The 25,934-nt window shown below is 74.5% G+C and carries 27 protein-coding genes; 16 read left to right on the top strand and 11 right to left on the bottom strand.

Annotated features, from left to right (window positions below; translation table 11 throughout):
* The first annotated feature begins 186 nt into the window (after positions 1–186).
* The gene (locus COO58_RS23430) at positions 187–1,440 is read left to right on the top strand and encodes a glycosyltransferase (protein ID WP_091570865.1); all 1,254 of its coding nucleotides are present in this window, start codon (positions 187–189) and stop codon (positions 1,438–1,440) included.
* Here the strand turns inward: COO58_RS23430 and COO58_RS23425 are convergent.
* The 4 genes from COO58_RS23425 to aroA form a co-directional block, all read right to left on the bottom strand.
* Positions 1,338–2,294, bottom strand: coding sequence for a hypothetical protein (locus tag COO58_RS23425; RefSeq protein WP_176558958.1), 957 nt, complete (start codon positions 2,292–2,294; stop codon positions 1,338–1,340). The two genes, COO58_RS23430 and COO58_RS23425, sit on opposite strands and share 103 nt — an antisense overlap.
* A gap of 59 nt (positions 2,295–2,353) precedes the next feature.
* Positions 2,354–3,172, bottom strand: coding sequence for a histidinol-phosphatase (hisN, locus tag COO58_RS23420; protein WP_098747200.1), 819 nt, complete (start codon positions 3,170–3,172; stop codon positions 2,354–2,356).
* 61 nt (positions 3,173–3,233) lie between these two features.
* Positions 3,234–4,169 (bottom strand): ribosome small subunit-dependent GTPase A, encoded by a 936-nt coding sequence (rsgA, locus tag COO58_RS23415; RefSeq protein WP_091576977.1) that lies wholly within the window; start codon positions 4,167–4,169, stop codon positions 3,234–3,236.
* A 162-nt stretch (positions 4,170–4,331) separates the two neighbouring features.
* Positions 4,332–5,633, bottom strand: a complete 1,302-nt coding sequence (gene aroA, locus COO58_RS23410; protein WP_098747198.1) for a 3-phosphoshikimate 1-carboxyvinyltransferase — start codon at positions 5,631–5,633, stop codon at positions 4,332–4,334.
* Positions 5,634–5,735: 102 nt separating this feature from the next.
* Between aroA and COO58_RS23405 the strand changes: the two genes are divergently transcribed.
* The 5 genes from COO58_RS23405 to rsrA all read left to right on the top strand — a co-directional run bounded on the left by COO58_RS23405 (position 5,736) and on the right by rsrA (position 9,707).
* The gene (locus COO58_RS23405) at positions 5,736–6,443 is read left to right on the top strand and encodes an SOS response-associated peptidase (protein WP_098747196.1); all 708 of its coding nucleotides are present in this window, start codon (positions 5,736–5,738) and stop codon (positions 6,441–6,443) included.
* A 212-nt stretch (positions 6,444–6,655) separates the two neighbouring features.
* Positions 6,656–7,048: a WhiB family transcriptional regulator gene (locus COO58_RS23400; protein WP_091570883.1), complete on the top strand. Its 393-nt coding sequence runs from the start codon at positions 6,656–6,658 to the stop codon at positions 7,046–7,048.
* Between the two features lie 661 nt (positions 7,049–7,709).
* Positions 7,710–8,369 (top strand): alpha/beta family hydrolase, encoded by a 660-nt coding sequence (locus COO58_RS23390; RefSeq protein ID WP_369700215.1) that lies wholly within the window; start codon positions 7,710–7,712, stop codon positions 8,367–8,369.
* 241 nt (positions 8,370–8,610) lie between these two features.
* Positions 8,611–9,417, top strand: coding sequence for a sigma-70 family RNA polymerase sigma factor (locus tag COO58_RS23385; protein WP_091570891.1), 807 nt, complete (start codon positions 8,611–8,613; stop codon positions 9,415–9,417).
* Positions 9,418–9,419: 2 nt separating this feature from the next.
* Positions 9,420–9,707 carry a mycothiol system anti-sigma-R factor gene (rsrA, locus tag COO58_RS23380; protein WP_091576980.1) on the top strand — a complete coding sequence of 96 codons (288 nt, stop codon included), beginning with the start codon at positions 9,420–9,422 and terminating at the stop codon, positions 9,705–9,707.
* Positions 9,708–9,794: 87 nt separating this feature from the next.
* On the opposite strand, the gene COO58_RS31270 is transcribed toward rsrA, so the two are convergent.
* The gene (locus COO58_RS31270; RefSeq protein WP_369700219.1) at positions 9,795–9,869 is read right to left on the bottom strand and encodes a 50S ribosomal protein bL37; all 75 of its coding nucleotides are present in this window, start codon (positions 9,867–9,869) and stop codon (positions 9,795–9,797) included.
* Positions 9,870–10,092: 223 nt separating this feature from the next.
* On the opposite strand from COO58_RS31270, the gene COO58_RS23375 reads away from it, so the two are divergent.
* A complete protein-coding gene (locus tag COO58_RS23375; RefSeq protein WP_091068708.1) occupies positions 10,093–10,308 on the top strand; it encodes a biotin/lipoyl-binding carrier protein in 216 nt (71 codons plus the stop codon).
* Positions 10,305–10,817 (top strand): GNAT family N-acetyltransferase, encoded by a 513-nt coding sequence (locus COO58_RS23370; protein WP_091570895.1) that lies wholly within the window; start codon positions 10,305–10,307, stop codon positions 10,815–10,817. The genes COO58_RS23375 and COO58_RS23370 overlap by 4 nt, the downstream gene beginning before the upstream one ends.
* Positions 10,818–10,823: 6 nt before the next feature.
* On the opposite strand, the gene COO58_RS23365 is transcribed toward COO58_RS23370, so the two are convergent.
* Positions 10,824–11,387, bottom strand: coding sequence for a TetR/AcrR family transcriptional regulator (locus COO58_RS23365; RefSeq protein ID WP_091570899.1), 564 nt, complete (start codon positions 11,385–11,387; stop codon positions 10,824–10,826).
* A gap of 118 nt (positions 11,388–11,505) precedes the next feature.
* On the opposite strand from COO58_RS23365, the gene COO58_RS23360 reads away from it, so the two are divergent.
* A complete protein-coding gene (locus COO58_RS23360; RefSeq protein ID WP_091570904.1) occupies positions 11,506–13,095 on the top strand; it encodes an MDR family MFS transporter in 1,590 nt (529 codons plus the stop codon).
* A gap of 72 nt (positions 13,096–13,167) precedes the next feature.
* Here COO58_RS23360 and COO58_RS23355 read toward each other — a convergent pair whose 3' ends face one another.
* Complete coding sequence (locus tag COO58_RS23355; protein WP_091570908.1) at positions 13,168–14,784, bottom strand: tetratricopeptide repeat protein; 1,617 nt, start codon at positions 14,782–14,784, stop codon at positions 13,168–13,170.
* A 183-nt stretch (positions 14,785–14,967) separates the two neighbouring features.
* Between COO58_RS23355 and COO58_RS23350 the strand changes: the two genes are divergently transcribed.
* Positions 14,968–15,996, top strand: a complete 1,029-nt coding sequence (locus tag COO58_RS23350; protein WP_091570911.1) for an SIS domain-containing protein — start codon at positions 14,968–14,970, stop codon at positions 15,994–15,996.
* A gap of 25 nt (positions 15,997–16,021) precedes the next feature.
* Positions 16,022–17,584: a PAS domain-containing sensor histidine kinase gene (locus tag COO58_RS23345; RefSeq protein WP_091570916.1), complete on the top strand. Its 1,563-nt coding sequence runs from the start codon at positions 16,022–16,024 to the stop codon at positions 17,582–17,584.
* Here COO58_RS23345 and COO58_RS23340 read toward each other — a convergent pair.
* Positions 17,559–19,487 (bottom strand): glycosyltransferase family 39 protein, encoded by a 1,929-nt coding sequence (locus tag COO58_RS23340; protein WP_255292751.1) that lies wholly within the window; start codon positions 19,485–19,487, stop codon positions 17,559–17,561. The two genes, COO58_RS23345 and COO58_RS23340, sit on opposite strands and share 26 nt — an antisense overlap.
* A gap of 491 nt (positions 19,488–19,978) precedes the next feature.
* Here COO58_RS23340 and COO58_RS23335 point away from each other — a divergent pair, with 491 nt between their 5' ends.
* From COO58_RS23335 to COO58_RS23325, 4 genes are read left to right on the top strand one after another with little or no spacing between them, the layout of a single operon-like run.
* Positions 19,979–21,688: a nitrite/sulfite reductase gene (locus tag COO58_RS23335; protein ID WP_091570923.1), complete on the top strand. Its 1,710-nt coding sequence runs from the start codon at positions 19,979–19,981 to the stop codon at positions 21,686–21,688.
* Positions 21,685–21,843 carry a hypothetical protein gene (locus tag COO58_RS30360; RefSeq protein WP_172967928.1) on the top strand — a complete coding sequence of 53 codons (159 nt, stop codon included), beginning with the start codon at positions 21,685–21,687 and terminating at the stop codon, positions 21,841–21,843. The genes COO58_RS23335 and COO58_RS30360 overlap by 4 nt, the downstream gene beginning before the upstream one ends.
* On the top strand, positions 21,840–22,598 hold the full coding sequence (locus COO58_RS23330) for a phosphoadenylyl-sulfate reductase (protein ID WP_098747191.1): 759 nt from the start codon (positions 21,840–21,842) through the stop codon (positions 22,596–22,598). The genes COO58_RS30360 and COO58_RS23330 overlap by 4 nt, the downstream gene beginning before the upstream one ends.
* Complete coding sequence (locus COO58_RS23325) at positions 22,580–23,329, top strand: sirohydrochlorin chelatase (RefSeq protein WP_369700214.1); 750 nt, start codon at positions 22,580–22,582, stop codon at positions 23,327–23,329. The genes COO58_RS23330 and COO58_RS23325 overlap by 19 nt, the downstream gene beginning before the upstream one ends.
* Positions 23,330–23,391: 62 nt before the next feature.
* Here COO58_RS23325 and COO58_RS23320 read toward each other — a convergent pair whose 3' ends face one another.
* Both COO58_RS23320 and COO58_RS23315 read right to left on the bottom strand, forming a co-directional pair.
* A complete protein-coding gene (locus tag COO58_RS23320; RefSeq protein ID WP_013288358.1) occupies positions 23,392–23,649 on the bottom strand; it encodes a WhiB family transcriptional regulator in 258 nt (85 codons plus the stop codon).
* 446 nt (positions 23,650–24,095) lie between these two features.
* Positions 24,096–25,046, bottom strand: a complete 951-nt coding sequence (locus COO58_RS23315; protein ID WP_091570934.1) for a diacylglycerol kinase family protein — start codon at positions 25,044–25,046, stop codon at positions 24,096–24,098.
* Positions 25,047–25,089: 43 nt separating this feature from the next.
* On the opposite strand from COO58_RS23315, the gene COO58_RS23310 reads away from it, so the two are divergent.
* Positions 25,090–25,491, top strand: coding sequence for a hypothetical protein (locus COO58_RS23310; protein WP_091570938.1), 402 nt, complete (start codon positions 25,090–25,092; stop codon positions 25,489–25,491).
* 30 nt (positions 25,492–25,521) lie between these two features.
* Here COO58_RS23310 and COO58_RS23305 read toward each other — a convergent pair whose 3' ends face one another.
* Positions 25,522–25,929 (bottom strand): ATP-binding protein, encoded by a 408-nt coding sequence (locus COO58_RS23305; RefSeq protein WP_091570942.1) that lies wholly within the window; start codon positions 25,927–25,929, stop codon positions 25,522–25,524.
* Positions 25,930–25,934 lie beyond the last annotated feature (5 nt).

Here is a 25,934-nt window from a genome sequence, read left to right as displayed (position 1 = left end):
CCGGTACCCCCGCGCCGGCCGGTCATGCCGCCCGGGTCGGCCTGATCGGGACCGGTCGGCACGGTGTCCCGCCCGCGCGACGCTCCGTCGCCACCGGCGATCTGCCAGGTTTGGGCGCACCGGACCCGGGTTAATGGGACGCTCTGACCGGGAGACCCCGCTCGCGAGAACGCATGGAGGTGCACCATGCGCGTCGGCCTTGTATGCGCGCACGCCGGCTCGTCCACCGACGGTCCCACCGTCGGGACCCAGGAGCACATTGCGCGTGTGGCGGCGGAACTCGCCGCCCGGGGCCACGAGGTCCGGGTGTACGAACGCCGCGACGCGGCGGCCCAGCCCGCGCTCACCGAGCTGGACGGCTACCGCCTGGAACGGGTGCCGGTCGGCCCGGCCGACCCGCTGCCCACCGCCGAACTGGTGCCGTACGTGTCCGAGTTCGGCCGCTGGCTGGCGCAGGAGTGGGCCGGTGAGTGGGCCCCCGAGGTCGTGCACGGTCACTACTGGGTGGGCGGTCTCGCCGCCGCCCACGCGGTCCGGGCCACCGACATCCCGGTGGTGCAGACCTTCCACTCGCTCGGCGTCGAGCAGCTGCGTCACCTCGGCCGGAGCTACGGCGGGCCGGGCGAGCGCATCCCGCTGGAGCGGGCGCTGACCCGGGCCGTGGACGTGGCGGTCGCCCAGTGCAACGACGAGGTCGACGAGCTGACCCGGATGGGCCTCCAGCGCACCTCGGTGGCGATGGTGCCGACCGGCGTGGACCTCGGCCAGTTCCACCCGGACGGCGAGGCCGCCCCCCGGGACCAGCGCGCCCGGATCCTCTCCGTGGGCGGGCTCTCCGCCGGCCACGGCCAGGACGACCTGATCCGGGCGATGCGACTGGTCGGCGACGCCGAGCTGGTGATCGCCGGCGGACCGCCGGCCGAACGGCTGGCCGGCCACGCCGAGGCGCGCCGGCTGCGCGAGCTGGCCGAGCGGGCCGGGGTGGCCGAACAGGTGAAGCTGGTCGGCGCGGTCCCGCACGACCAGATGGCCACCTGGTACCGCTCCGCCGACGTGGTGGCCTGCACGCCGCACTACTCGTCCGCCGGCCGCGTCTCGCTGGAGGCGATGGCCTGCGGGGTGCCGGTGGTCGGCTACGCCATGGGCGGCATCGCCGACGCCGTGGTGGACGAGGTGACCGGCAAGCTGGTGCCCCCGGGCGACGTCCGCACCCTCGGGGTGACGCTGCGCCGGATGCTCACCGACAACGCCGGGCGGTTCGCGTACGGCCACGCCGCGGTGGACCGGGTGCGGTGCAGCTACACCTGGGAACGGACGGCGGCGGCGCTGGAGCGTCTCTACGAGCGGGTGATCGGGCGCCGTCGTCCGGCCACCCCGGTGGAGCCGACCCCGCCGGTCGAGGTGGTCGTCGAGGCCCGGGGACCGGTCGAGGCGGCCTGAGCGGGCACCACTCCGGCGCCGATCATCGCCGGCCCCCGGTCACGGGCGGTCGCGTGGTGGTGCTGCGGCTCGGCGTACCGGGTCAGGCCCACCACGGCCGCCAGCGTGACCAGGAAGCCGAGCCCGGCCAGCCACTCCCGCCCCGGCCAGATCTTGTCGTTGAGCAGCAGCAGGCCGACGATCGCCGCGGGCACCGCGCCGGCGGCGTCCATCGCGGCCACCGCGGCCGTGGTCGAGCCGCGCTGCATCGCCAGGCCGAGCAGCAGCTGGCCGACCACCGAGTGGGCGATGAGCAGGTAGAGCAGGGGGTCGCGGACGAACGCCTCCGCCGAGTCGGCCGAGGCGAGCGGCCGGGCCGCCACCGCGGCGGCGGAGAACGCCATCCCGGCCAGCGAGCCGAGCACCACCGACCCGGGCGCGCCGTGCAGCCGGGCGGCGAAGAAGCCGGACACGGCGATCGCGCCGAGCGCCACCACCAGACTGATCAACCCGGCGGTGCCCAGCTGCCGCGACGGCGCCGGCTCGGCGGAGAGCACCAGCGCGGTGATCCCACCGAAGAGCAGCACCAGCAGGGCCACCTCGGCGGCCGGCAGACGCCACTTCAGCACCAGCACACCGAGCACGGCGGTCACCCCGAGCCCGGCCGCCACACTCGCCTGGACCAGGAACAGCGGAAGGTCGCGGCGGGCCAGGAAGGCCAGCACGAAGCCGACGACCTGGCAGGTCAGCCCGATCAGGTACGTCCGGTGGCCGGCCAGCCGCAGCAGCAGCCCCGGGTCGAACGTGTGGTGCACGGTGGTCCGCGCGGCGGCGACCGACTGGAGGAGGTTGGCGAAGCCGTACGCGACGATCATCGCCGCGAGGAAGCACCAGCCGGAGGAGACCACCTGGCGAGGATAGAGCTCCCGCCGGGTCAGCGCTCGGCCGGCCGGCCGAGCCGGCGCAGGATGTCGTCGTGCAGCGCGCCGTTGCTGGCGATCGCGCTGATGTCGCCGGAGTCCGCGCCGGCCGGCGCGGGCCGCCCGGCCAGGTCGGTGAACGTGCCGCCGGCCTCGGTGACGATCGGGACCAGCGCGGCGATGTCCCACAGCGACAGCTCCGGCTCCACCATCACCTCCAGCGCGCCCTCGGCCAGCAGCATGTAGCCGTAGAAGTCGCCGTACGCTCGGCTGCGCCAGGTGTCCCGCATGAGCTGGAGCATCGCGTCCAGCCGACCGGCCTGCTCCCATCCGGTGAGCGAGGAGTAGCAGACGCTGGCGTCGGCCAGCGCCGTGACGCCGGAGACCCGGATCGGCGTCGCCTCGGTCGGACCGGGCCCGGCGAACGCCCCCGCGCCGACCGCGCCCCACCAGCGCCGCCCGAGCGCCGGCGCGGAGACCAGGCCGAGCACCGGCCGGTCGTGCTCCAGCAACGCGATCAGGGTGGCCCAGACGGGTACGCCCCGGACGAAGTTCTTCGTCCCGTCGATCGGGTCGACCACCCAGCGCCGCCCGTCCGGGCCGGCGGCGGGCTGCTCCCCGTACTCCTCGCCGAGCAGGCCGTCGTCCGGTCGGTGCGTGGCCAGCAGGGCCCGGATCTCCCGTTCCACGGCGGTGTCCGCGTCGGAGACCGGGGTCAGGTCCGGCTTCGACTCGACCCGCAGGTCGAGGGCGCGGAACCGGGCCGTGGAGACGGCGTCGGCGGCGTCGGCGAGCAGGTGGGCGAGGGCGAGGTCGTCGGCGTACCCGGTCATGGTCGACACGCTAGCGCCGGCCGCGCCGGCGGCACCGGCGGGTGGGGCGTCCGTCCGCCGGTCAGGACCCGGCGAGCGGGTCGCCCGGGTTGCGCTCGGGCTCGCGCGGGTCGCCCTCGCCGCTGCGCGAGGCCAGCAACCGCCGGTACGAGGCCAGCCGGCGCGGGTCCGCCTTGCCGGCGGCCACCCAGGCGTCCAACGCGCAGTCCGCCTCGTCGGCGGTGTGCGGGCAGTTGGCCGGGCAGTCGACGGTCGCCTCCACCAGGTCGGGGAAGCCGTGCAGCAGGCTCTCCGCCGAGACGTGCGCCAGCCCGAAGCTGCGGACGCCGGGGGTGTCGACGATCCAACCCGGGTCACCGGCCGGATCGGGCGGCGGCGGCAGGCGCAACGCCACCGCGCTGGTCGAGGTGTGCCGGCCGCGGCCGATCGCGCTGACCGTGCCCACCGCCCGCTCCGCATCCGGGCACAGACGGTTGACCAGCGTCGACTTGCCCACCCCGGAGTGGCCCACCAGCACCGAGATCCGGCCGGCGAGCAGCGCCCGCAGCTCGGCGAGGTCGGACTCCGGGCGGATCAGCACGTACGGCAGCTCCAGCTCGGTGTAGTAGCCGAGCACCGCCTCCGGGCCGGCCAGGTCGGCCTTGGTGAGGCAGAGCAGCGGCTCGATGTCGGCGTCGTACGCGGCCACCAGGCAGCGGTCGATGAACCCGGTGCGCGGCGGCGGGTCGGCCAGCGCGCTGACGATCACCAACTGGTCGGCGTTCGCCACCACCACCCGCTCCAGCCGGCCCTCGGCGGTGGTCTCGTCGTCGTCGGCGGTGCGCCGCAGCACGGAGCGGCGCTCGGCGATGCGGACGATGCGGGCCAGCGCGCCGGACGCGCCGGAGGTGTCGCCGACCAGCCCCACCCGGTCGCCCACCACCACCGACTTGCGTCCCAGCTCGCGGGCGCGCATGGCGGTGACGACCGGGGTTTCGGGACCGGCGTCGGGCAGCACGCAGGTGTAGCGCCCCCGGTCCACGGCGATCACGAACCCGTCGACGGCGTCGGCGTGCCGGGGCCGGGTGCGCGTACGGGGCCGCGACGACCTGCCGGGGCGTACCCGGACGTCGTCCTCGTCGTACTCCCGCCGCTTGGTCGCCAGGACGTCCCCCCGCTGTCAGTTCTTGCCGGTCACCATCCCCGACCATAGTGCCGGGAACTCCGGCATGGTCTTCGAGGTGCACGTCACGTCGTCGACCTCGATGCCGGGGACGGCCAGGCCGGCCACGGCCGCGGCGTGCGCCATCCGGTGGTCGGCGTACGTCCGGAACGTGCCGCCGCGCAGCGGTCGGGGCCGGATCTCCAGGCCGTCGTGGGTCTCGGTGACGTCCGCGCCCAGCCCGGCGAACTCCTTGGCCAGCGCGGTGACCCGGTCGCTCTCGTGGCCCCGGATGTGACCGATCCCGGTCAGCCGGGACGGGCCGTCGGCCAGCAGGGTGAGCGCGGTCAGCACCGGGGTCAGCTCACCCACGTCGGAGAGGTCGGCGTCCAGCCCCCGGACCGTGCCGGTGCCCCGCACGGTCAGCCCGTCGGTGCCGAGCGTGACCTCGCCGCCCATCCGGTGCAGCAGCTCGCGCAGCTGCTCGACCGGCTGGAGGCTGCTGCGCGGCCAGCCCTGGAGCGTGACCTCACCGCCGGTGACCAGCGCGGCGGCGAAGAACGGCGCGGCGCCGGAGAGATCGGGCTCGATCTCCCAGCCGCGCCCGGTGAGCGGGCCGGGCTCGACCACCCAGACGTCGGGCGTGGTGTCGTCCACCGCCGCCCCGGCGGCCCGCAGCATCTGCACGGTCATCCGCAGGTGCGGCGCGGACGGCACCGGCGGGCCCTGGTGCCGGACCACCACGCCCCGGTCGAAGCGGGGGGCGGCCAGCAGCAGCCCGGAGACCAGCTGACTGGACGCGGAGGCGTCGATGACGACCTCGCCGCCGGTCACCCGGCCGGCGCCGAGGACCACCAGGGGCAGGCTGCCGGTCGGTGGGGTGTCGATGCGGACGCCGAGCGTGCGCAGCGCGCCGATCAGCGGGCCGAGTGGACGGGTGCGCGCGTGCGGGTCGCCGTCGAACGTGACCCGCCCGGCGGCCAGCCCGGCCACCGGGGGCAGGAAGCGCATCACGGTGCCGGCCAGCCCGACGTCGACGTGCGCCGGACCGACCAGCGGGTGCGGCCGGACCAGCCAGCGGTCGTCGTCGGAGGCCGACATGTGGGCCCCCAGCTCGCGCAGGCCGCCGGCCATCAGCTCGGTGTCGCGGGCGCGCAGCGGCCGGGCGAGCGTCGACGGCCCGCTGGCCAGCGCGCCGAGCACCAGGGCCCGGGCGGTCATGGACTTGGAGCCGGGCAGGCGCAGCGTCGCGGCGACCGGGTCGCTCGCGGTCGGCGCGGTCCACGGCTGCGGCGGACGCGTCGCGGTCAGATTCCCCACGCCTCCATTCTGCCAACCCGACGGCCCGGTGGAACCGTCCCCGCGCCCTGCTCCCGGTGAGCGGGACAGCCGAAACCCCGGGGTGGGGCTAGCGTGGGCGCCATGTGCGGGAGGTATGCGACGACCCGGAGCGCGGGGGACCTGAGCGCGCTGTTCGAGTCGGTCGACTCCACCGGCGGCGTCGGGCCCGACTTCAACGTCGCCCCGACCGATCCGGTGCCGCTGGTCCGGCTCGCGCCCGAGGGGCACCGGCTGCTCTCCCTCGGGCGTTGGGGCCTGCTCCCGCCCTGGTCCCGCAGTGCCGCCGGCGCCGCCCGCATGATCAACGCGCGGGTCGAGACGGTCGCCACCAGCCGCGCGTACGCCCCGTCCTTCGCCCGCCGGCGCTGCCTGGTCCCGGCCGACGGGTGGTACGAGTGGGTCCGTCGTCCCGACGGCGGTCGGCAGCCCTACTTCATGACCCCACGGGACGGCTCGGTGCTGGCGTTCGCGGGCATCTGGTCGCTCTGGGAGTCGGCCGGCCAGGCCCGGCTGACGTTCAGCGTGTTGACCACCGCGGCGCTCGGCGAGCTGGCCGAGGTGCACGACCGGATGCCGCTGCTGCTGTCCCCGGACCGCTGGGCGGCGTGGCTCGGCCCGACCGACGAGCCCGCCGCGCTGCTCGCCCCGCCCGACGACGCGCAGCTCGCCGGGTTGGAGATCCGGCCGGTCTCACCGGCCGTCGGCGACGTCCGCAACGACGGGCCGGAGCTGATCCGACGGGTCGGCCGGGCGGGGGCGGAGGCGGATTCCGAACTGACGCTGTTCTGATCACGCTCGGCACATTGTCGTGTGCTGATTTGCCGGGGTTACGCCTGAAACGTCGCCCGGACGTTCAGCCAGGTTTACCGGAGACCCTTGTCCCCGCGTGCGCGAGTGCGATAGAACACAGCGCCGGTGGTGGGTGTCCGTTCGCACGGGGCGGATGACACCCATCGATCTCTTCGAAGATCCTCGCCGGTCCCACGGGGGAGGTGGGTGTATTGACACGGGCACGCATGCCCCGCCCGCACGAGGTGGCCGCCGCGCGGCGCGATCCACGACTGCTACGGGCTCTGCGCGAACGGCGACAGGACGACGCCTGGCGCACCAGAGGCACCTGCCAGAGCGTCGATCCGGAGACGTTCTTCCCGGCGCCCAACGAGCCGGCCGACGCGGCGGTGGCACTCTGCCGCACCTGCGACGTCCAGGGCTCCTGCCTGGCCTGGGCGCTGGAGGTCGGCGACTGTCACGGCGTCTGGGGCGGCACCACGCCGCGTGAGCGGCGGGCCATGCTCGTCGCCTGGCGCAGCGAGGTGCAGCCGGATCCGGACGCGATCGACGAGGCCGGCCCGCCGGTCCGGGACCGTCTGCTCACGCTGGTGCCGTTGAGCTGATCGCGCCGTTACCCGCGGTCCGGTTCGCCGGCCCGCGGGTAACGGCACTGCCGATCTCGCAGCGATCATTGGTGCCGTCCGCGGGCGCCGGAATACCGATCGCGCACCGATCGGTGCCGGCGGGGTTGTCCGGTCGCGCTGATCAAGCGTCGGCGACGATGCCGATCTGACGCGGTGTCGACGGGCGTCGTCGTGCGCGGCCGGCCCGGGGTGCCTGGCGCGCCTCGGTCCGGTCCCGGCCGCGTTCCCCGTGCTTGGCTCAGCCGTGGCCGTGGCCGTGGCCGTGGCCGTGGCCGTGGCCGTGGCCGTGGCCTCTTCGGTCGGTGACTTGCCACTGGGCGGGATTCCGCTTCCAAGGAATGAGACCGGCGGAGATCTTGGTAGGAAAGGGCCCCTATAGGGGCCATTCCGTACCAAGATCTCGCGTGCGGCGTGCGGCGTGCGGCGTGCGGCGTGCGGCGTGCGGCGTGCGGCGTGCGGCGTGCGGCGTGCGGCGTGCCGCGCCGCGAGCTGTCAGCCGTGAGCCGTGTGCTGTGCGCCGCCAGCGGGGGCCGTGCGCCGTGAGCGACGAGCCGTGGGCCGCAGGCGGCTGAGGCCGTGGCTGGGTGGGATGTCCCTCCCTTCCGCGTCGTGCGTCGCGTCGCGTGACGTCGCGCGCAGAATGAGGCGGTGCGGCACGACGACGAGATCCGCGCAGAATGAAGCGGTGCGGCACGACGACGAGATCGACACTCCGCGGGGGCCGGCCCGGATCCGGCTCGACCCGCCGGCGGCGGCCGGTTCCACGGTCCTGGTGCTGGGCCATGGGGCGGGCGGGAGCGTGGACGCGCCGGACCTGGTCGCGGTCCGCGACGCGGTGTGCGACGCCGGGGCGGGAGTGGTGCTGGTGACCCAGCCCTACCGGGTCGCCGGCCGGCGCGCGCCGGCACCGGCCGGGCACCTCGACGAGGCCTGGACGGCGGTGCTGGCCGAGCTGCGCCGACGCCTGCCCGACGCCGGCCGCTGGGTGGTGGGCGGCCGGTCCAGCGGCGCCCGGGTGGCCTGCCGGACCGCCGGGACGGTCGGGGCGTCGGGGGTGGTGGCGCTGGCGTTCCCCCTGCACCCGCCGGGGCGGCCGGAACGCTCGCGGGCGGCGGAACTGGACACCGGCCTGCCGACGCTGGTGGTCAACGGCGACCGGGACCCGTTCGGTGTACCCGCCGCGGGGCCGGGAGTCGAGGTGGTGGTCCGGCCGGGGGAGCGCCACGACCTGCGGGTCGATCCGACGGGTACGGCGGCGGCGGTCCGCGACTGGCTCGCCGCTCGCGGTTGGTTGAGCTGAACCACGGTCCGGGAGGCGTGACCCTCCCCGGCGGTGGTCGTTGCACCGGGTGGCGCCGGCCGCCCGGTTCGGGCGCGCCGGGGTCACCTCCCAGGCCCTTCCTGGTCCCAGCGTCGGTCGCGGCCGAGGCTGGGGCCGGGAACGGGTGGACGGGTGGTCGAGCCGGTGCGATGGAATGCGACGGCCCGCGCTTCGCGTTGAAGCCCCTTGGATGACATTGTCAGCGCGAGGGGGGTGACCGGTGCCGATCGAGACACGGAACCGGGAGCGGGACGAACGGGACGAACGGCGGCTCCGGCGGCTGCTCGACGCGCCGGAGTGGCCCGCGTCGGGGTCGGCCGTGAGCACCGGCACACACTCGGGAACTGAATCTGCCGGCTCCCGGCTACGCGTATCCTCGGCGGGAAAGCATCCGACGCGAGGGGATGTGCGGTTGACCACCGAGAAGACGGACGAGCGCAGGGCCCGCTTCGAGCGGGACGCGATGCCCTTCGTCGATCAGCTCTACGCTGCCGGGCTGCGGATGACCCGCAACCCGGCGGATGCCGAGGACCTGGTCCAGGAGACCTACCTGAAGGCGTACGCCGCCTTCCACCAGTTCGAGCAGGGCACGAACCTGAAGGCCTGGCTCTACCGGATCCTGACCAACACCTACATCAACTCCTACCGGAAGCGGCAACGCCAGCCGATCCAGGCGCCGACCGACGAGATCACCGACTGGCAGCTCGCCGAGGCGGAGTCGCACACGTCCAGCGGTCTGCGTTCGGCCGAGACCGAGGCGCTCGACCGGCTGCCGGACAGCGACGTCAAGGAGGCCCTCCAGCAGTTGCCGGAGGAGTTCCGCCTGGCCGTCTACCTGACCGACGTGGAGGGCTTCTCCTACAAGGAGGTCGCCGACATCATGGGCACGCCGATCGGCACCGTGATGTCCCGCCTGCACCGGGGGCGGCGCAACCTGCGCAAGCTGCTCGAGGGGTACGCGGCCGAGCGCGGTTTCAGCGCCGCGTCGTCGAAGGGCTCGACCGCCACCGCCGGCCGGGAGGTGTGACCGTGAGTTGTGGAGAACCGCACGAGACGGACTGCCGCGAGGTGCTCGCCGAGGTCTACCTCTACCTCGACCTGGAGTGTGCCGAGGAGCGCCGGGTGCTGATCCGGCACCACCTCGACGAGTGCGGCCCGTGCCTGCGCGAGTACGGCATCGAGCAGGAGGTCAAGGCGCTGGTCGCCCGGTGCTGCGGCAACGAGGCCGCGCCGGAGAAGCTGCGCGAGCGGCTGCGGCTGCGGCTGACCGAGCTGGTGGTCTTCGAGACGACCGAGTCGCGCGAGCTGGCTGACTGACTGGGCACGTACACCGGTGGCCCGGGTCCGCACGGACCCGGGCCACCGGTGTGTCCGGCCCCGGGCCGGCGCGCTGATCGCGGACGATCAGGAGTTGGGGCGCTTGCCGTGGTTCGCGCCGCTCTTCTTCCGGGCCTTCTTCTTCCGGGCCTTCTTCGCCATGCTCTGCCTCCTTGTGCTGGTCACGGTCCGTCCGCGGCGAAGCGCGGCGGAGGTCGCGTGTGGTCCCCGGGCGCGCCGGGAGCCGACCCGCACGATGCTAGTGCCGCCCGGTCCGTCCCGTGGGCGGCGGGGCGGGTCCGCGCCCGGGTGGTCCGAGGGTCGGCGTGACCGGCGTCATGATTGGATACCGTCGCAGGACTGTCGGACAGAGGGAGGGCCGGACATGGCCGAGGAGATCCGCGCCGAGATGGTGGCGAACGTCTGGAAGGTCGTCGCGTCGGCCGGGGACACCGTGTCCGAGGGCGACACGCTGGTGATCCTGGAGTCGATGAAGATGGAGATCCCGGTGGTCGCCGAGTCCGACGGCGTGGTGCAGCAGCTCGCGGTCAACGAGGGCGACGTGGTGCAGGACGGTGACCTGATCGCGGTGATCGGTTGAGCGGCCTGCTCGTCCGCCGCGCGGAACCGGCGGACTTCCCGGCGGTGGCCCGCCTGACGGTGGCCGCGTACGAGGCGGACGGCCAGCTCAAGGGCGAGAACGGGTACGCCGTGGTGCTCGCCGACGTGGCCGGCCGGGCGGAGACCGGTGAGGTGCTGGTGGCCGTGGACCAGCCGACCGGCTCGGTACTCGGCGCGGTCACGTTCGTGCTGCCCGGGACGCCGTACGCGGAACTCGCCGGGCCGGGCGAGGCGGAGTTCCGGATGCTCGCGGTGGACCCGGCGGCGCAGGGGCGGGGCGCCGGCGCGGCGTTGGCGCGGGCGTGCGTGGCGCGCGCCGTCGAGCTGGGCTGCACGGCGGTGGTGATCTGCGTACGCGACGGCATGGCGGCGAGCGCGCGGCGCCTCTACGACGGGCTCGGGTTCGTCCGGCTGCCGGAGAAGGACTGGTCGCCGCTGCCCGGCGTCGAGCTGCTCGGCCTGCGTCTGGCGCTGACCGCCGAGGGCTGAGCCGGCTCAGCCGCCGATCTTCGCCAGCAGCTCGTCGGCCACCTCCAGGGCGATCTTCTTCCGCTCGTCGTCGGAGATGCCCGGCGCGCGCACCGCGAACCAGCTGGTGTGCACCGCGAACAGGGTGAGCGCGGCCCGCAGCTGGGCGGCCGGTGACTCGTCGCCCCGGCACAGCTCGCCGGCCAGCCGCATCATCCGCTCGCGCATCTGCTGGCCGGCGGCGAGGCTCTTGAGCACGGTCTGGTTCTGCTCGAAGAAGCGCATCACCTTGGGCAGCTCGCCGGCGAACATGGCGTCGGCGTACCGGCCGATCAGCGCGCGCCGGGTCTCCAGCGTGGCGGGCTGCTCGGCGGCCCAGGCGATCAGTTCGTCCATCCGGCGGAGCCGGTCGTCGACGAAGCTGGTGACGATCTCGTCCTTGCTCTTGAAGTGGTAGTAGAGCGCGGCCTTGGTCACGTTGAGGCGCTCGGCGATCTCCCGGAGCGAGGTCTTCTCGTAGCCCTGCTCGGTGAACAGCTCCAGCGCGACCGCCTGGATCCGCTGGCGCGTGCCGCCTGTGCCCTCGCTCACCGACCGACACCTTCCAATCCGCTTGACGCTCGTCCGTACCCCAGCTTACCGTGCGGCTAGTAAGCTAACTAGCCGGGCGGCAAGTAAGTCGATCACCGATCTGCGGGGGAGCCTACCCATGAGTCAACCAGCCGAGGTCACCGCGAGACCCAATGTCCGCGTCGTCCTCTTCGGCCTGATGATCGCGATGATGCTCGCGATGCTCGACAACATGATCGTCAGCACCGCGCTGCCACGCATCGTGTTCGAGTTCGGCGGCGCCGACCACTTCACCTGGGTGGTCACCGCGTACGTGCTCGGAACGACGGTCTCCACCCCGATCTGGGGCAAGCTCGGCGACCTCTACGGCCGCAAGGCCGTCTTCCTCACCGCGGTGGTCGTCTTCCTGGTCGGCTCCGCGCTCTGCGGCATGTCCGGCTCCGGCGTCTTCGGCGGCACCGACAACGGCATGGTCGAGCTGATCGCGTTCCGGGCGGTCCAGGGTCTCGGCGCCGGCGGTCTGATGGTCGGCGTCATGGCGATCATCGGTGACCTGGTCCCGCCCCGGGAGCGGGGCCGCTACCAGGGCATGATCGCCGGCATCATGGCCATCGCCATGGTGGCCGGCCCGCTGGTCGGCGGTTTCATCACCGACAACCTGTCCTGGCGTTGGGCGTTCTACGTCAACCTGCCGCTGGGCGGCGTGGCGCTGCTGGTCCTCGCCACCACCATGCACCTGCCGAAGTACCGCACCGAACACAAGATCGACTGGCTGGGCGCGGCGCTGCTCTCGGTCGGCATCACGGCGCTGGTGCTGGTCACCACGTGGGGCGGCAACGAGTACGACTGGGGTTCGCCGCAGATCCTCGGCCTCGCCGCGCTGGCCGTGGTCGCGCTCGGCGCCTTCGCCCTGGTCGAGCGGCGCGCGCCGGAGCCGATCCTGCCGCTGGGCCTGTTCGCCAACCGCAACTTCGCGCTCATCTCGGTGATCGGGTTCCTGCTCGGCTTCGCCATGTTCGGCGCGATGAACTTCCTCCCGCTCTACCAGCAGACCGTCCAGGGCGCCTCCGCAACGAACAGCGGGCTGCTGCTGCTCCCGCTGATGTTCGGCATGCTCGTGGTCTCGCTGGTGGTGGGTCGGACGATCACGAAGACCGGGCGCTACCGCGCCTTCCCGATCATCGGCGGCGTGGTGATGGCGCTCGGCATGGGGCTGCTCAGCCTGCTCGACCTCGACACCAGCAAGACGCAGTCCTCGATCTACATGGTCGTGCTCGGCGTCGGCATGGGCTTCCTCATGCAGACCTCGATGCTGATCGCCCAGAACAGCGTCGAGCAGAAGGACCTGGGCGCGGCGAGCGGCGCGGCGACCTTCTTCCGGTCCATCGGCGGCTCGTTCGGCGTCTCGCTCTTCGGCGCCGTCTTCGCCAACCGGCTGGCCGACTCGGCGGCCGGCCCGGCGTTCGCCGGCAAGGGCGGCGGCGAGGGCGGAGCGCTGGACCTGGAGAAGCTCAAGCAGCTCACCGGCGCGACCCGGGAGGTGGTGCTGGGCGCGCTCGCCGACGCCATCTCGCACGTCTTCCTGTGGGCCGTCTTCTTCACCGTGGCGGTCCCGGTGCTCGCCTGGTTCATCAAGGAGGTGCCGCTACGGGCGACGAACGACGCCCCGCCGGCCGGCGCCACGCCGGAGGACGAGGCCGAGATCGCGCTCGGCAAGGCTCCGGTCTGACCCACCGGCCGCGGCCCCGCCGACCCCACCCCGGGGTACGGCGGGGCCGTCTCGCATCCGGGACGGGGGCGGTCAGGCGCGGCGGAACAGCGCGGTGAGGCGGTGCCACAGGCGGCGGAGCGGACCGGCGCCGGCGGCCGTGACCAGCGCCTCGGCGGTGGCGCGGGTGGCCGGGTCCAGGGCCGGGGTGGCCCGGGCCAGGTGCGCCAGCGACACCGCCGCCGGGGTCCGGCGGGCCCGCCCGCCCGCCACCTCGGCGAGCCGCCCGGCCACCAGGCCGGCCACGTCGGTGCGTACCCCGGGTTCCACCCAGGCGGCGGTGACCAGCGCGAACAGCGCCGCCTCGGCGACCGGGCCGGGACCGCCGGCGGCCAGTGCCCCCAGCACCCGGCGGCGGGTGGACTCCGCCCACGGCTCGTCGGTGCGGTGGTGCAGCAGGCCGAGGCAGGCCCAGACCTGGGCGCACCGCACCCAGAGCGCGGGATCCTGGCCGGCGAGCACCCGCCCCAGCGCGGTGGGCGGCGTCTCCGGCGGATGCGCCAGCAGGCCGAGCAGGTCGTCGAGGTCGACGGTGGCGAGGCCGACCGCGGCGTCGTACGCCGCCGGGGGATGGGCCCAGGCCGGCTGGGCGAGCTGCTGGAGCCGTCGTACCGCGCCGGCCGACGGGAGCGTGCTGTCGGCGAGGCTCTCCGGCACCAGCGGGTCGTCCGCGCCCACCGGGGTCACCTGACCCAGCCAGGGGCGGCCCCGGCAGCACTCGGCGAGGTCGCCGTGCTCGTGCGAGTCGTCCGGGTGGTCGCGGACGAAGTCGGCCAGCGCCACCAGGTGGTCGACGTTCCCGTCGCGCTGGAAGCGCAGCCGGTGCGCGGTGTGTACGGCGCAGTCGAAGGACGGGTCCTTCGCCAGCGCGCGGTCCACCCAGTCCAGCGCGGCGTCCAGCCGGCCGTGGTCGGCCAGCGTGCCGGCGATGTCCGCGTAGACCGCCAGGTCGTCCGGGTCGAGCGCGACGGCGCGCTCCAGCGCGGCCAGCGCGTCGGCGGTCCGGCCCGCGCTGCGGTACGCGTACCCGAGCCAGACCTCGCCGAGCTTGGTCTGCTTCGCGCGTACCCCCCGGGTGGCCCAGGCGACCGCCAGGGCGACCTCGCCCAGGCGTCGGGCCAGCGCGGACGCCGCGCCCAGCAGCAGCGGGTGCTCGGGGTGCACGGTGATCGCGTTGCGGGCCAGCGCCAGGTAGGGCTGGAGCGGTTCGCGCAGCCGGCGCGGCACCGGGTCCGGCACGGCCGCGCAGACCTGCATGAGGATCCGCGCGGTGCGCTCCGGGTCGAGGCGTTCCGGCAGGTCGGCGGCGGTCACCCAGGGCACGGCGGCCCACGGCGCGCCGGGCGCGTAGCCGGTGGCGGCGGCCAGCAGGTCGAGCCCTTCGGCGGGACGGCCGGCGGCGGCGAGCAGGTGTGCCCGGGCCACCACGGCGCCGACGAACGCGTGCTGTCCCAGCGGGAAGAGGTCCAGGTCGCCGCCGCTGGCGGCGGCGAGCCGGGCGAGCGTCTCGTGCGCCTCGGGCAGGGTGGGGGAGCGGACCAGCGCCGCGGCCACGTGGTCGGCCGCGTGCCGCAGGTCGCCCTCGCCCAGCGCCAGGCGGGCCAGCGCGAGTTCCTCCTCCGCGGAGAGCGCGGCGTCGTCCTCGGGCACGTCGTCCTCTCGCCGGTCGGGTCGTCAGCCGGGCAAGCGTAGGGGATCTTGTCCAGCATTGGTGATCCACTGCGCACTACTGTTCGTTGCGTTGCCTGAGGCGGCTCAAACGTGCAAGACTGAGCATCGATCGCGCGGCAATCGCGCAGAAGGGGGTGCGGGGTGACCCGTCCAGGGGTCGGCATGGCCGCCGACATCGACGAGCAGCCGGCCGGCTACGAGCGCCTGCTCTCCACCGAGCACGCCACCGCGATCGCCGAGGTCGCGGCCGTCGTCGCGGACCGGCGGCCCCGGCACGTGGTCTTCACCGCCCGGGGCACCTCCGACCACGCCGCGCTCTACGCCGCCTACCTCACCGAGATCCGCCTCGGGCTGCCCGCCGGGCTCGCCTCGCCGAGCGCGATCACCGTCTTCGGCGCCCGGCCCGACCTCTCCGACGCGCTGGTCGTCGGCGTCAGCCAGAGCGGCGGCTCGCCCGACCTGGCCGAGGTGCTGCGGGTCGCCCGGGCCTCCGGCGCGCTCACCCTCGCCGTCACCAACAACCCCGACTCGCCGCTGGTCGAGACCGCCGAGCTGAGCGTCGACATCGCCGCCGGCCACGAGCGGGCCGTCGCCGCCACCAAGACCTACACCGCCGAGCTGCTCGCGCTGCTCATGCTGGTCGAGGGGGTACGCGCCGGCGACGGCGTGCTGCCCGCCGAGGAACGGGACGCGCTGGCCCGCCTGCCCGAGCTGGCCGCGCGCACCCTCGCCGACGACACCCCGGCCCGGCTCGCCCCGCGCTACCGGTTCGCCGCCCAGCTCGTCACCACCGGCCGGGGCTACGCGTACCCGACCGCCCGGGAGGCGGCGCTGAAGCTGATGGAGACGTCCTACCTGCCGGCGCTCGCCTTCTCCGGCGCCGACCTGCTGCACGGCCCGCTCGCCATGACCGACCCGGACGTGCCGGTGCTGGCCGTGGTCGGCTCCGGCCCCGGCGGCACGTCGATGCGCGAGGTGCTGCCCCGGCTCGGCGAGCGCCGCGCCGACGTGGTGGTGGTCGGCTCCGCCGACGTCGGGGAGACCCGGATGGCGGTGCCCGAGGTCGACGAGCGGTACGCGCCGCTGCTCGACATCCTGCCGCTGCAACGGCTCGCGCTGGCCCTGGCGCTGGCCCGCGGGGAGGACCCGGACGCACCACGCGGGTTGAAGAAGGTCACCGCGACGATGTGAGGCCCGGCGTGGCACGCTGTGGAGCGTGTCCACCCTCCGTGACCTCGCCGAGGAGCACACCGCGCTCCGTCCGGCGGACATCGACCACCTGCACCGGATCGCCGGCGACTGGCAGCTGCTGTCCGACCTCTCCTTCGCCGACCTGCTGCTCTGGGTGCCGGTGGACGGTGACGGCACCTTCCTCTGCGTGGCCCAGGTCCGCCCGACCACCGCGCCGACCGCCTACCTGGACGACCAGGTCGGCCGGATCGTCGGCGGGCCCGAGGTGGCGCACCTGGAGGTGGCCCACCGGCAGGGTCGGATCTGGCGCGAGGGCGACCCGGTCTGGTACGGCGACGTGCCCGCCCGGCACGAGGCCATCCCGGTGCGGCTGCGCACCGGCGACGGCGAGAACGGCGAGGTGATCGCCGTGGTGGGGCGCGACACCAACCTCTCCACCGCGCGCACCCCGAGCCAGCTCGAACTGAACTACCTGACCACCGCCGACGACCTGGCCCAGATGATCGCCGACGGCACGTTCCCGCCGCCCCGGCACCCGGGTGAGACCACCTCGGCGCCCCGCGTCGGCGACGGGCTGGTGCGGCTCGACGCCAACGGCAAGGTCACCTACGCGAGCCCGAACGCGCAGTCCGCGTACCGCCGGCTCGGCTTCGCCTCCCACCTGGTGGGGGAGGACCTGGCGAAGCTGCACCGCCGGCTGGCCGGCGACCCCCTCGAAGGCACCGACGCGGGCAACGCGGTGCTCGCCGCGTTGCGCGGCGAGGCGCCGCCCCGGCGGGAGATCGACGCCCGGGGCGCCACCATGCTGACCCGGGCGTTGCCGCTGATGCCCGCCGGCGTGCCGATCGGCGCGCTGGTGCTGGTCCGCGACATCACCGAGGTGCGCCGCCGCGACCGCGCCCTGATCACCAAGGACGCCACCATCCGGGAGATCCACCACCGGGTGAAGAACAACCTGCAGACCGTCGCCGCGCTGCTGCGCCTCCAGGCCCGCCGGGTGGCCATGCCCGAGGCCCGGGTCGCGCTGGAGGAGTCGGTACGCCGGGTCGCCTCGATCGCGCTGGTCCACGAGACGCTCTCCATGTCCAGCGACGAGGCGGTGGAGTTCGACGGCATCGTCGACCGGGTCGCCAGCGCCGCGACCGAGGTGGCCGCCACCGAGGTGACCGTCGGCATGCGCCGCAGGGGCACCTTCGGCGTGCTGCCCGCCGAGATCGCCACCTCGCTGGTGATGGTCCTCAACGAGCTGCTGCTCAACGCCGTGGAGCACGGCTTCCCGCCGGCCGACGAGGACGGCGCTCCCGCTGCGCCGGACGGGCCGAAGCCGGAGGTGGTGGTGTCGGTGCACCGGCTCCGCAAGGAGTTGCACGTCTCGGTCACCGACAACGGGCGCGGCCTGCCCGGGCAGTTCGACGCCGAGCGGGGCGGCAACCTCGGCCTCCAGATCGTCCGGGCGCTGGTCACCGGTGAGCTGCGCGGCACCATCGAGCTGCGCAACGGCGCCGGCGGCGGCACCGAGGCGGCGCTCGTCGTCCCGCTGGCCCGGGGCACCACCGACCGCCTCACCGGGCGAGCAGGGCCACCGTGAGGCCCGGGCGCGGCCAGACCTGACGCACCGTGAAGCCGTCGCGCAGCGCCGCGCCCTTCGCGCCGGGCACCGCCGCCAGCGGGTCCGCCCGACGCCCGGTGACCACCAGCCAGACCCGGTCCACCCCGGCCAGGCACCGCGCCGGGGCGTCGCACTCGGTGGCCCAGAGGTCCGCCCCCTGCCGCTGGTCGCGGACCACCAGCACGTCACGCGGCAGCCGCGACCCCAGGTGGTACGCCATGCCCAGATCCGGGAACAGCCAACTGTCCCGGGGCGAGTAGACGATCGCGTCACCCGGCCGTTCGCCGGCGGCGATCACCCGGGCCGCGCCCGCGTAGTCGACGGGCGCGCCGCGCGGCCACTCGTGGGTCCGGCGCAACGCCGCCTGGTCGGGCAGCCCGAGCAGCCCGGCGAGCGCCACCAGGGCCAGCGCCGCCCCGAGCCCTGCTCCGGCCGGAGCGGTCCCCGTCGGCTTCGTCCCGTTGACCGCTGCGCGGGCGGGCGAGGCCCGGGTGGGCGAGGTCCCGGCCGGCGTGGCCCCGGTGGGCGTGGCCGCGGCCGGCGTGGCCCTGGTGGGCGTGGTCCCTGGCGGTGTGGCTCCGTTCGGTGTGGTCCCGGCCAGGGCCGCGCCGGCGAGCAGGCAGGCGAACGGCACGGTGAAGACCAGGTAGCGGGTCACCCAGAGCGGCACCACCGTGCCGGCCGCCAAGAGCAGCAGCACCGGCAGCAGCACGGCGGTGGCGGGCAGCAGCGCCCGCCGGCCCAGCCGGACCGCGCCGAGCGCCGCGAGGGCCAGCAGGAACCCGCCCACCACGCCGCTCTGCGCCAGCCCACCGGGCAGCGCCGCCAGGTCGGACAGGCGGGCCGGGTCGACCCAGTCGAGCTGCCGACCGCGCTGGCCCCGGGCGACCAGCGCCAGTGGGGTGACGAGCACGACGGCCGGCACCAGCGCCAGCAGCCACCGCGCCAGCACCCGCCGGCCGGACACCGGCGCCCCTCGGGCGTCGCGGGCCGCGCCGGCCCCGTCCCACGGCTTCGCTCCCGGCTCGCCGGGTGCCTCCGTGCCGTGCGCGGGGTGCGGTGACACCGGTGGCGTTCCACTCCCGGTCGGTATCGACGGTGGGTGGAACGCTGTGGGTGTCTCCGGAGCGCTGTGAGACCCGTGCCGTTCCACCCGTGCCCGATCTCGGGGGTGGGTGGAACGCTGTGGGTGTGTGCGGCTCGGCCACGGTGCGTCGAGCCTCTCGGGTCGGGACCGGTCGGGCGGGTCGACGACCGTCGCCGGACCGCGTGCGGCGGCCAGCAGCACCACCACGGCGTGCGCGGCGAGCAGGGTGAGCGCGATCAGGTGGACCAGGGCGAGCGCGGCGACGGCGAGCGCGTACCCGGCCCAACGCCTCCAGGTCGGCCGGCGCAGCGCGTCGACCAGCAGCAGCGTGGCGAGCACGGCGAGCAGCGTCGCGAGGGCGTACGGGCGGGCCTCCTGGCCGTAGCGCGAGGTGGCCGGCAGCACCGCGAACAGCAGCCCGGCCAGCAGCCCGGCCCGGTCGCCGACGAGGCGCGCGCCGAGCCGGGCGGTCAGCGCGGCGGCGGCGGCCATGGCCAGCGCGGAGGGCAGCCGCAACGCGGTCGGCGAGGTGCCGACCAGCGCCGTCCACCCGTGCATGAGCGCGTAGTACGGCCCGGTGGCGGCGTCGATGACGCGGGTCAGCCGGAGCAGGTCGGGCAGCGGGCGGGTGGCGGCGCTCCAGGTGGCCAGCTCGTCGCGCCACAGCTGCGCGTGTCCGATCCCGACCAGCGTGATCCCCAGCGTGAGCAGCCCCGGTACGACCCACACCGGCCAACCGAGGCGGGCTCGGGACGGCGCAGGCTCGGCGAACGCGCTCACATCCCGCAGCGTCACACGCCCACCCACCCCCGCCACCCCGCTCCGCCGATTCCACCCCCACGGGCCCCCCACCCCCCCGGCCCCCAGGCGGGTCGATCATGAGGTTGGCGGCACCCGCCGTGCCCTTTGTCGCCGCCAACTTCATGATCGACGATCCCGGGGTGGGGTGATGCTGGTCACGGGGGGTGGGGGGTGGACGGGTGTCGATCTGGGCGGGGGCGCCCGTGATGTGGGATCACCGGGGCGGGCGGTGGTCGGTGGGGCGGTGGTGTGGCAGCATGAGGCCCATGACCGCCGCTGTCGTCCGCCGCTTCGTGGCCCGTCGCCACGTCGACTACGGCCGCGTGCGCAGCGCGATCTGTCCGGCCCACTGACGACGCCCGACCCTTCCGTCTCGGGCGCGTACTCGCGCCGGCCGTCACCGACATCGCCGTCCACGGCCCTTCTCAGGGCCGGCCGCCGCGTCCGCGCTCCAGGCACCGCAGCAGACCATGGAGGACGCCGCGATGGCGGTCAGCAGCACCCCGACCCGTCCCGACACCCCGGCGCCTGCCGCCCGTGCGCCCCGCCGGCCACGCGGCGAGGGGCAGTGGGCGCTCGGACACCGTGAGCCGCTCAACCCCAACGAGCGGATCAAGAAGGACGACGACCCGCTCAACGTGCGGGACCGGATCGAGAACATCTACGCCCACCGCGGTTTCGCCTCGATCGACCCGCAGGACCTGCGTGGCCGGTTCCGCTGGTGGGGGCTCTACACCCAGCGCAAGGCCGGCATCGACGGCGGGCGCACCGCCGTGCTGGAGCCGCACGAGCTGGAGGACGAGTTCTTCATGCTCCGGGTCCGGGTGGACGGTGGCCAGCTCAACCTGGCCCAGCTGCGCGTGGTCGCGGACATCTCCCGCGAGTTCGCCCGGGACACCGCCGACATCACCGACCGGCAGAACATCCAGTACCACTGGATCCGGGTCGAGGACATGCCGGAGATCTGGCGCCGGCTGGAGTCGGTCGGCCTGCAGACCACCGAGGCGTGCGGCGACTGCCCCCGGATCGTGCTCGGCAGCCCGGTCGCCGGGGTGGCCCGCGACGAGCTGCTCGACCCCACGCCGGCCATCGACGAGATCGTCCGCCGGTACGTCGGCGACAAGGCGTTCTCCAACCTGCCCCGCAAGTTCAAGACCTCGATCTCCTGGCTGGTCGACACCCCGTACGAGGCGAACGACATCGCGCTCCTCGGCGTCGACCACCCCGAGCACGGCCCCGGCTTCGACGTCTGGGTCGGCGGCGGGCTCTCCACCAACCCGATGCTGGCCAAGCGGCTCGGCGTCTGGGTGCCGCTGCACGAGGTGCCGGACGTGTGGGCGGGCGTGGTCGGCATCTTCCGCGACTACGGCTACCGGCGGCTGCGCAACCGGGCCCGACTGAAGTTCCTGGTCGCCGACTGGGGCGTGGAGCGCTTCCGCGAGGTGCTGGAGAAGGAATACCTGGGCCGCGCGCTGCTCGACGGCCCGGCCGCGGAGCTGCCGGCGAAGCCGGTCGACCACATCGGCGTGCACCCGCAGCGCGACGGCGCCAACTACGTGGGCGCGGCCCCGGTGGTGGGCCGGGTCTCCGGCACCCAGCTGGCGCAGCTCGCCGACGTGGTCGAGGCGCACGGCAGCGACCGGGTACGGCTCACCCCGTACCAGAAGTTGCTGGTGCTGGACGTGGCGCCGGAGCGGACCGAGTCCCTGGTGACGGCGCTGCGCGGGATCGGCCTGGAGGCCCGGCCGTCGGCCTGGCGGCGCGGCACCATGGCCTGCACCGGCATCGAGTTCTGCAAGCTGGCCATCGTGGAGACCAAGCGGCGCGGCGAGGAGCTGGTGGCGCGGCTGGAGGAGCGGCTGCGCGACTTCGACGCGGACATCTCCATCCACCTCAACGGCTGCCCGAACGCCTGCGCCCGCACCCAGGTCGCGGACATCGGGCTCAAGGGCCAGCTGGTGGTCGGCCCGGACGGCCGGCAGGTCGAGGGCTTCCAGGTGCACCTCGGCGGCGGCCTCGGCATGGCCGCCGGCCAGACCGCCGGTTTCGGCCGCAAGCTGCGCGGCCTGAAGACCACCGCCGACGACCTTCCGGAGTACGTGGAACGGCTGGCCCGCCGCTACCTGGCCGGCCGGACCGAGGGCGAGACCTTCGCCCGCTGGGTGATCAGAGTCGACGAGGAGGAGCTCCGATGAGTGATGCCCGATCCGCGCCTCTCTACTGCCCCTACTGCGGGGAGGAGGACCTGCGACCGCACGAGGCCGGGCACGGCGCCTGGGAGTGCCACGCCTGCGCGCGGGTCTTCTCGGTGAGGTTCACCGGTCTGCTGGGCCGGGCGGTGACCCGGTGAGCGGCCTGGTCTCCGCCGCGGGCCTGGGCCTGGTCGGCGCGGGTGGGGCGGCCGACCCGGCCCGGCGCGACCCGGAGGAGCTGCGTCTGCTGGCCGAGGAGGCCGGGCGGGAGCTGGCGGACGCGCCCGCGCTGGAGATCGCCCGCTGGGCGGTGGAGACGTTCGGCGAGCGGTTCTGCGTGACCAGCTCGATGGCCGACGGTGTGCTGGCGCACCTGGTCTCGCGGGTCGCCCCCGGCGTGGACGTGGTGTTCCTGGACACCGGGCTGCACTTCCCGGAGACGCTGCGGGTCCGCGACGAGGTGGCCCGGCGGATGCCGGTGCGGGTCCGCTCGATCCGGCCCCGGATGACCGTCGGGCAGCAGGACGGCCAGTACGGCCCACGCCTGTTCAACCGGTCCCCGGACGACTGCTGCCAGTTGCGCAAGGTGGAACCGCTGGAGCGGGCGCTCGCCGGGTACGACGCCTGGGCCGCCGGGCTGCGCCGGGACGAGTCGCCGACCCGCGCGAACACGCCGGTGGTCGGCTTCGACCCGCGTCGCGGCAAGGTCAAGGTGAACCCGATCGCCGCCTGGACGCAGCGCGAGGTGGACGCGTACGTGGCCCGCCACGACATCCCGGTCAACGAGCTGTTCGCCCGGGGCTACGGCTCGATCGGCTGCTGGCCGTGCACCCGCCGGACCAGGGCGGGGGAGGACCCCCGGGCCGGCCGGTGGGCGATGTTCGAGAAGACCGAGTGCGGGCTGCACACCTGACGGCCGCGCCACCGGTGGTGCTGGTGGCGCACGGCAGCCGCGATCCCCGGGCGGCCGAGGCCACCCGGGCGTTGGCCCGGGCGGTGGCGGTCGCGTGTCCCGGCCGCCCGGTGCTGCCGAGCTGGCTCGACCACACCGACCCCGGGCCGACCGAGGTGCTGCGGCGCCTGGCCGCCGACGGGCACTCCCGGGTGGTGCTGGTGCCGCTGCTGCTCACCGCCGCGTACCACCGGAAGGTGGACATCCCGGCGGCGGTGGCGGCGGCCGGCGCGGACCTCGACGTGCGGGTGACCGACGTGCTGGGACCGACCGGCGGCACGGTGGACGGCCGGCTGCTGGCCGGGCTGCGACGCCGGCTGGCCGAGGCCGCCGGGGACGACCCGGGCGACCTGGACGCGGTGGTGCTGGCCGCGGCCGGGACCCGGGACCCGGCCGCGCGGGGGTCGGTGGGTCGGGTCGCCGCGGCGCTCGGCGCCGGCCTGGGCGTGCCCTGCCGTGTCTCCTACGCCTCGGCGGCGCCCCCGGAGGTCGGCGACGCGGTGGCACGGCTGCGCGCGGCGGGGGCCGGTCGGGTCGCGGTGGCGGCCTACTTCCTCGCCCCGGGCCGGTTCCACGACGGGGTACGCGCGGCGGCCCGCTCGGCCGGGGCGGTGGCGGTCGCCGACCCGCTCACCGATCTGCCGGAACTCGCCGACCTGGTGCGCCGGCGGGTGGACGCGGCGGCGCGTTGAGCGTCCCGGGACAGCAGAACGCCCCGGCCGGAATCCCGGCCGGGGCGTCTCGCGTGTGCGGGTCAGGCGGAGTGAGCGCGCAGCACCCGGAGACCGCCGCGGCGCTTCACCGCGCGGCGCTCCTCCTCGCTCATCCCGCCCCAGACGCCGGCGTCCTGACCGGACTCCAGCGCCCACTGCAGGCACTGGTCGGTCACGGGGCAGCGCCGGCAGACGGCCTTCGCCTGCTCCACCTGCAGGAGAGCCGGACCGGACGTCCCGATCGGGAAGAACAGCTCCGGGTCCTCGTCGCGGCAGACCGAATCGTGGCGCCAGTCCATGGCGGCAACACTCCTCATTCTTAGTGGGTGGCCAGATAACGCTTCGTTGCTATTCCTATATGCATCCGCATTGCCGATAGGTGACGGTCAGCATCCATCAATTCGGCGCTGCGTGAGCAGGCTGCGGGCCCCTGGACCTGCTGGAACAGCTCAACCTGCCGAGCATATCCAGGCAATGTCCCGGTAACACGAGTTCGCTTGTGAATACTTTCACGAACTACAGCGATGTCAAGGGTGACGCTCGGAAAAACTCCGAACAGTGAGCGGGCTCACCACCCATTTGTCCGGGTTTCCGAAGTCTCTCGTTACCCGGCGTGCCACAGTCGAGGATCAATATAGTACGGTCTGCGTGACGTTGCTGACATTTCCGGCACCCTTCCTCGGCGTGGCGGCCACCGCGCCCGCGCGGCGGGGGGTCCGCGTCAACCGACTGGGATACCCGAGACCTAGCAGATTACTCTGAGTGCGGCCGGCACGGAGGTAAATCTGACTTTTTCCCGCTCGCCGAGGTAGTCGCCGTCCAGCTGGAACGGCAGCGGACGCGCCGCGAGCAGGGTGAACTCCGCCACGTCGTGCAGCCGGAGCACCTGCTTGCCGTGCGGGTCGGGCTTCCGGGAGAAGAACTGGGTCACTGTCCGTGCGGTGCTGGCCACCCTGAGCTGCCGGATGGCGAGCACGTCCAGCCCGAGGTCGAACGACGCCTCCGGATTCGGGTTGATCTCCCGGTCGCCGAGGTACGTCCACGGCGCGGTGTTCTGGATGATGGCGGTGGCCAACTCCGTCGCCGGCGCCTCACCCGGCCGCTCCAGCGTGATCGGCGGGTGCCGGCGGTCCGAGCCGACGAAGTACTGGCTCGCGGTGGACCGGAAGTAGAGCGCCGGGGTGGAGACCCGACCCCGCTTGCGGGCCTGCTCCACCCGGCGGATGACCGCCGCGTCGAGGCCGAAGCCGGCGCAGAACGTGAAGTAGCGGTCGTCCGCCCGACCCAGCCCGATGGTGCGGGATCGGCCCAGCCGCAACCCCTCCAGGATCATGCTGGTGCCGTCCGGCCACTCGCGGGGCAACCCGAGGGCGCGGGCGAAGACGTTGGTCGAGCCGCCGGGCACGGTCGCCAGCGCCGGCAACCGCTCGGCCGAGGTCTGCCCGGTGCGGAACGTCGGCGGCTCGGCCGCCATCAACCCGTTGACCACCTCGTTGACCGTGCCGTCGCCACCGAGCGTGACCACCAGGTCGACGCCCTCCTGGGCGGCCTCCCGGGCCAGATCCATGGCGTGGCCCCGTCGGCGGGTGTACCGCACCGACAGGTCGACTTCACTGCGCAGCGCCCGGACGAGCACGTCCCGGCTGCGTTCGCTGGTGGTGGTGGCCTTCGGATTGACCACCAGGACGGCCCGCATGGGCGGCACTGTACCGCGACTACCCACCGGTATCGTGGCGCCCGTGACGATCGACTCCGACCCGACCCCCGGTCCGCTCCGCGCGGCGGTGCTCCTGCTGCGCGCCGAGGCGGTGGCGCTCGGGCTGGTCGCGGTGTGGCTGATCTGGTCCGACCTCACCGCACGGACCACCGATCTGGCCTCGGCGCTGCTGGTGACCGCGTTCGCCGTCGGCGGCGCGGTCGCGCTCTGGGCTCTCGGCGGCGCGCTGTCCCGTCGGCGGGCCGGTGCCCGCGCGCCGGCCATCGTGCTCCAGCTCATGCTGCTGCCGGTCGGCTGGTTCATGATCGAGGGCGGCCTGGGCTGGCTCGGGCTGCCGTTGATCGCGCTCGGGCTCGGCATGGTGGGCCTGCTGGTCAGCGGCCCGACCAACCGGGCGCTCGGTTTCGGCGACCCGACCCCCTGACGGCCGCCCCCTGCGGCAGCTCCCGGTGGGTCAGTAGCCGCGGGCGCGACGGGTCAGCAGCGAGATGGTGGCCCGGCCGTCGGCAGCGTGGGCGCCGGCCGAGGTGGTCAACGCGGTGAGCACCTTCCAGGCGAAGGACGACTCGGACGGGAGCGTGGCCCCGCGCACGGTCGGCACGGTCACCTCGACGGTGAGCGCGTCCTCGGTGACCGCGAAGCGGCACTCCAGCTCGGCATCGCGGGTCGCGATGGCGAGCAGCATGGCGCACGCCTCGTCGACGGCGATGCGCAGATCCTCGATCTCGTCGAGGGCGAACTGGAGCCGGGCCGCGAGGCCGGCCGTCGCGGTGCGGAGCACGCCGAGGTAACCACCGTCGGCGGGCACGGTGAGGTGCACGACGTCGTCGTCCGTCGTCGGCTGCCCGGTCAGTTGAGTCACGCCTC

Source organism: Micromonospora sp. WMMA1996 (genome assembly GCF_002573675.1).
GTDB classification, from domain to species: domain Bacteria; phylum Actinomycetota; class Actinomycetes; order Mycobacteriales; family Micromonosporaceae; genus Micromonospora; species Micromonospora sediminicola.
Note: the sequence above shows the minus strand (reverse complement) of the source record. Positions and strands in the feature narration are given on the sequence as shown.

Excerpts from the sequence above, each read along its gene's own strand:
- COO58_RS23430 (WP_091570865.1), top strand. The coding sequence starts at position 187 with ATGCGCGTCGGCCTTGTATGCGCGCACGCCGGCTCGTCCACCGACGGT.
- COO58_RS23425 (WP_176558958.1), bottom strand. The coding sequence starts at position 2,294 with ATGATCGTCGCGTACGGCTTCGCCAACCTCCTCCAGTCGGTCGCCGCC.
- hisN (WP_098747200.1), bottom strand. The coding sequence starts at position 3,172 with ATGACCGGGTACGCCGACGACCTCGCCCTCGCCCACCTGCTCGCCGAC.
- COO58_RS23405 (WP_098747196.1), top strand. The coding sequence starts at position 5,736 with ATGTGCGGGAGGTATGCGACGACCCGGAGCGCGGGGGACCTGAGCGCG.
- COO58_RS23390 (WP_369700215.1), top strand. The coding sequence starts at position 7,710 with ATGAGGCGGTGCGGCACGACGACGAGATCCGCGCAGAATGAAGCGGTG.
- COO58_RS23375 (WP_091068708.1), top strand. The coding sequence starts at position 10,093 with ATGGCCGAGGAGATCCGCGCCGAGATGGTGGCGAACGTCTGGAAGGTC.
- COO58_RS23360 (WP_091570904.1), top strand. The coding sequence starts at position 11,506 with ATGAGTCAACCAGCCGAGGTCACCGCGAGACCCAATGTCCGCGTCGTC.
- COO58_RS23350 (WP_091570911.1), top strand. The coding sequence starts at position 14,968 with ATGGCCGCCGACATCGACGAGCAGCCGGCCGGCTACGAGCGCCTGCTC.
- COO58_RS23335 (WP_091570923.1), top strand. The coding sequence starts at position 19,979 with ATGGCGGTCAGCAGCACCCCGACCCGTCCCGACACCCCGGCGCCTGCC.
- COO58_RS30360 (WP_172967928.1), top strand. The coding sequence starts at position 21,685 with ATGAGTGATGCCCGATCCGCGCCTCTCTACTGCCCCTACTGCGGGGAG.
- COO58_RS23320 (WP_013288358.1), bottom strand. The coding sequence starts at position 23,649 with ATGGACTGGCGCCACGATTCGGTCTGCCGCGACGAGGACCCGGAGCTG.
- COO58_RS23315 (WP_091570934.1), bottom strand. The coding sequence starts at position 25,046 with ATGCGGGCCGTCCTGGTGGTCAATCCGAAGGCCACCACCACCAGCGAA.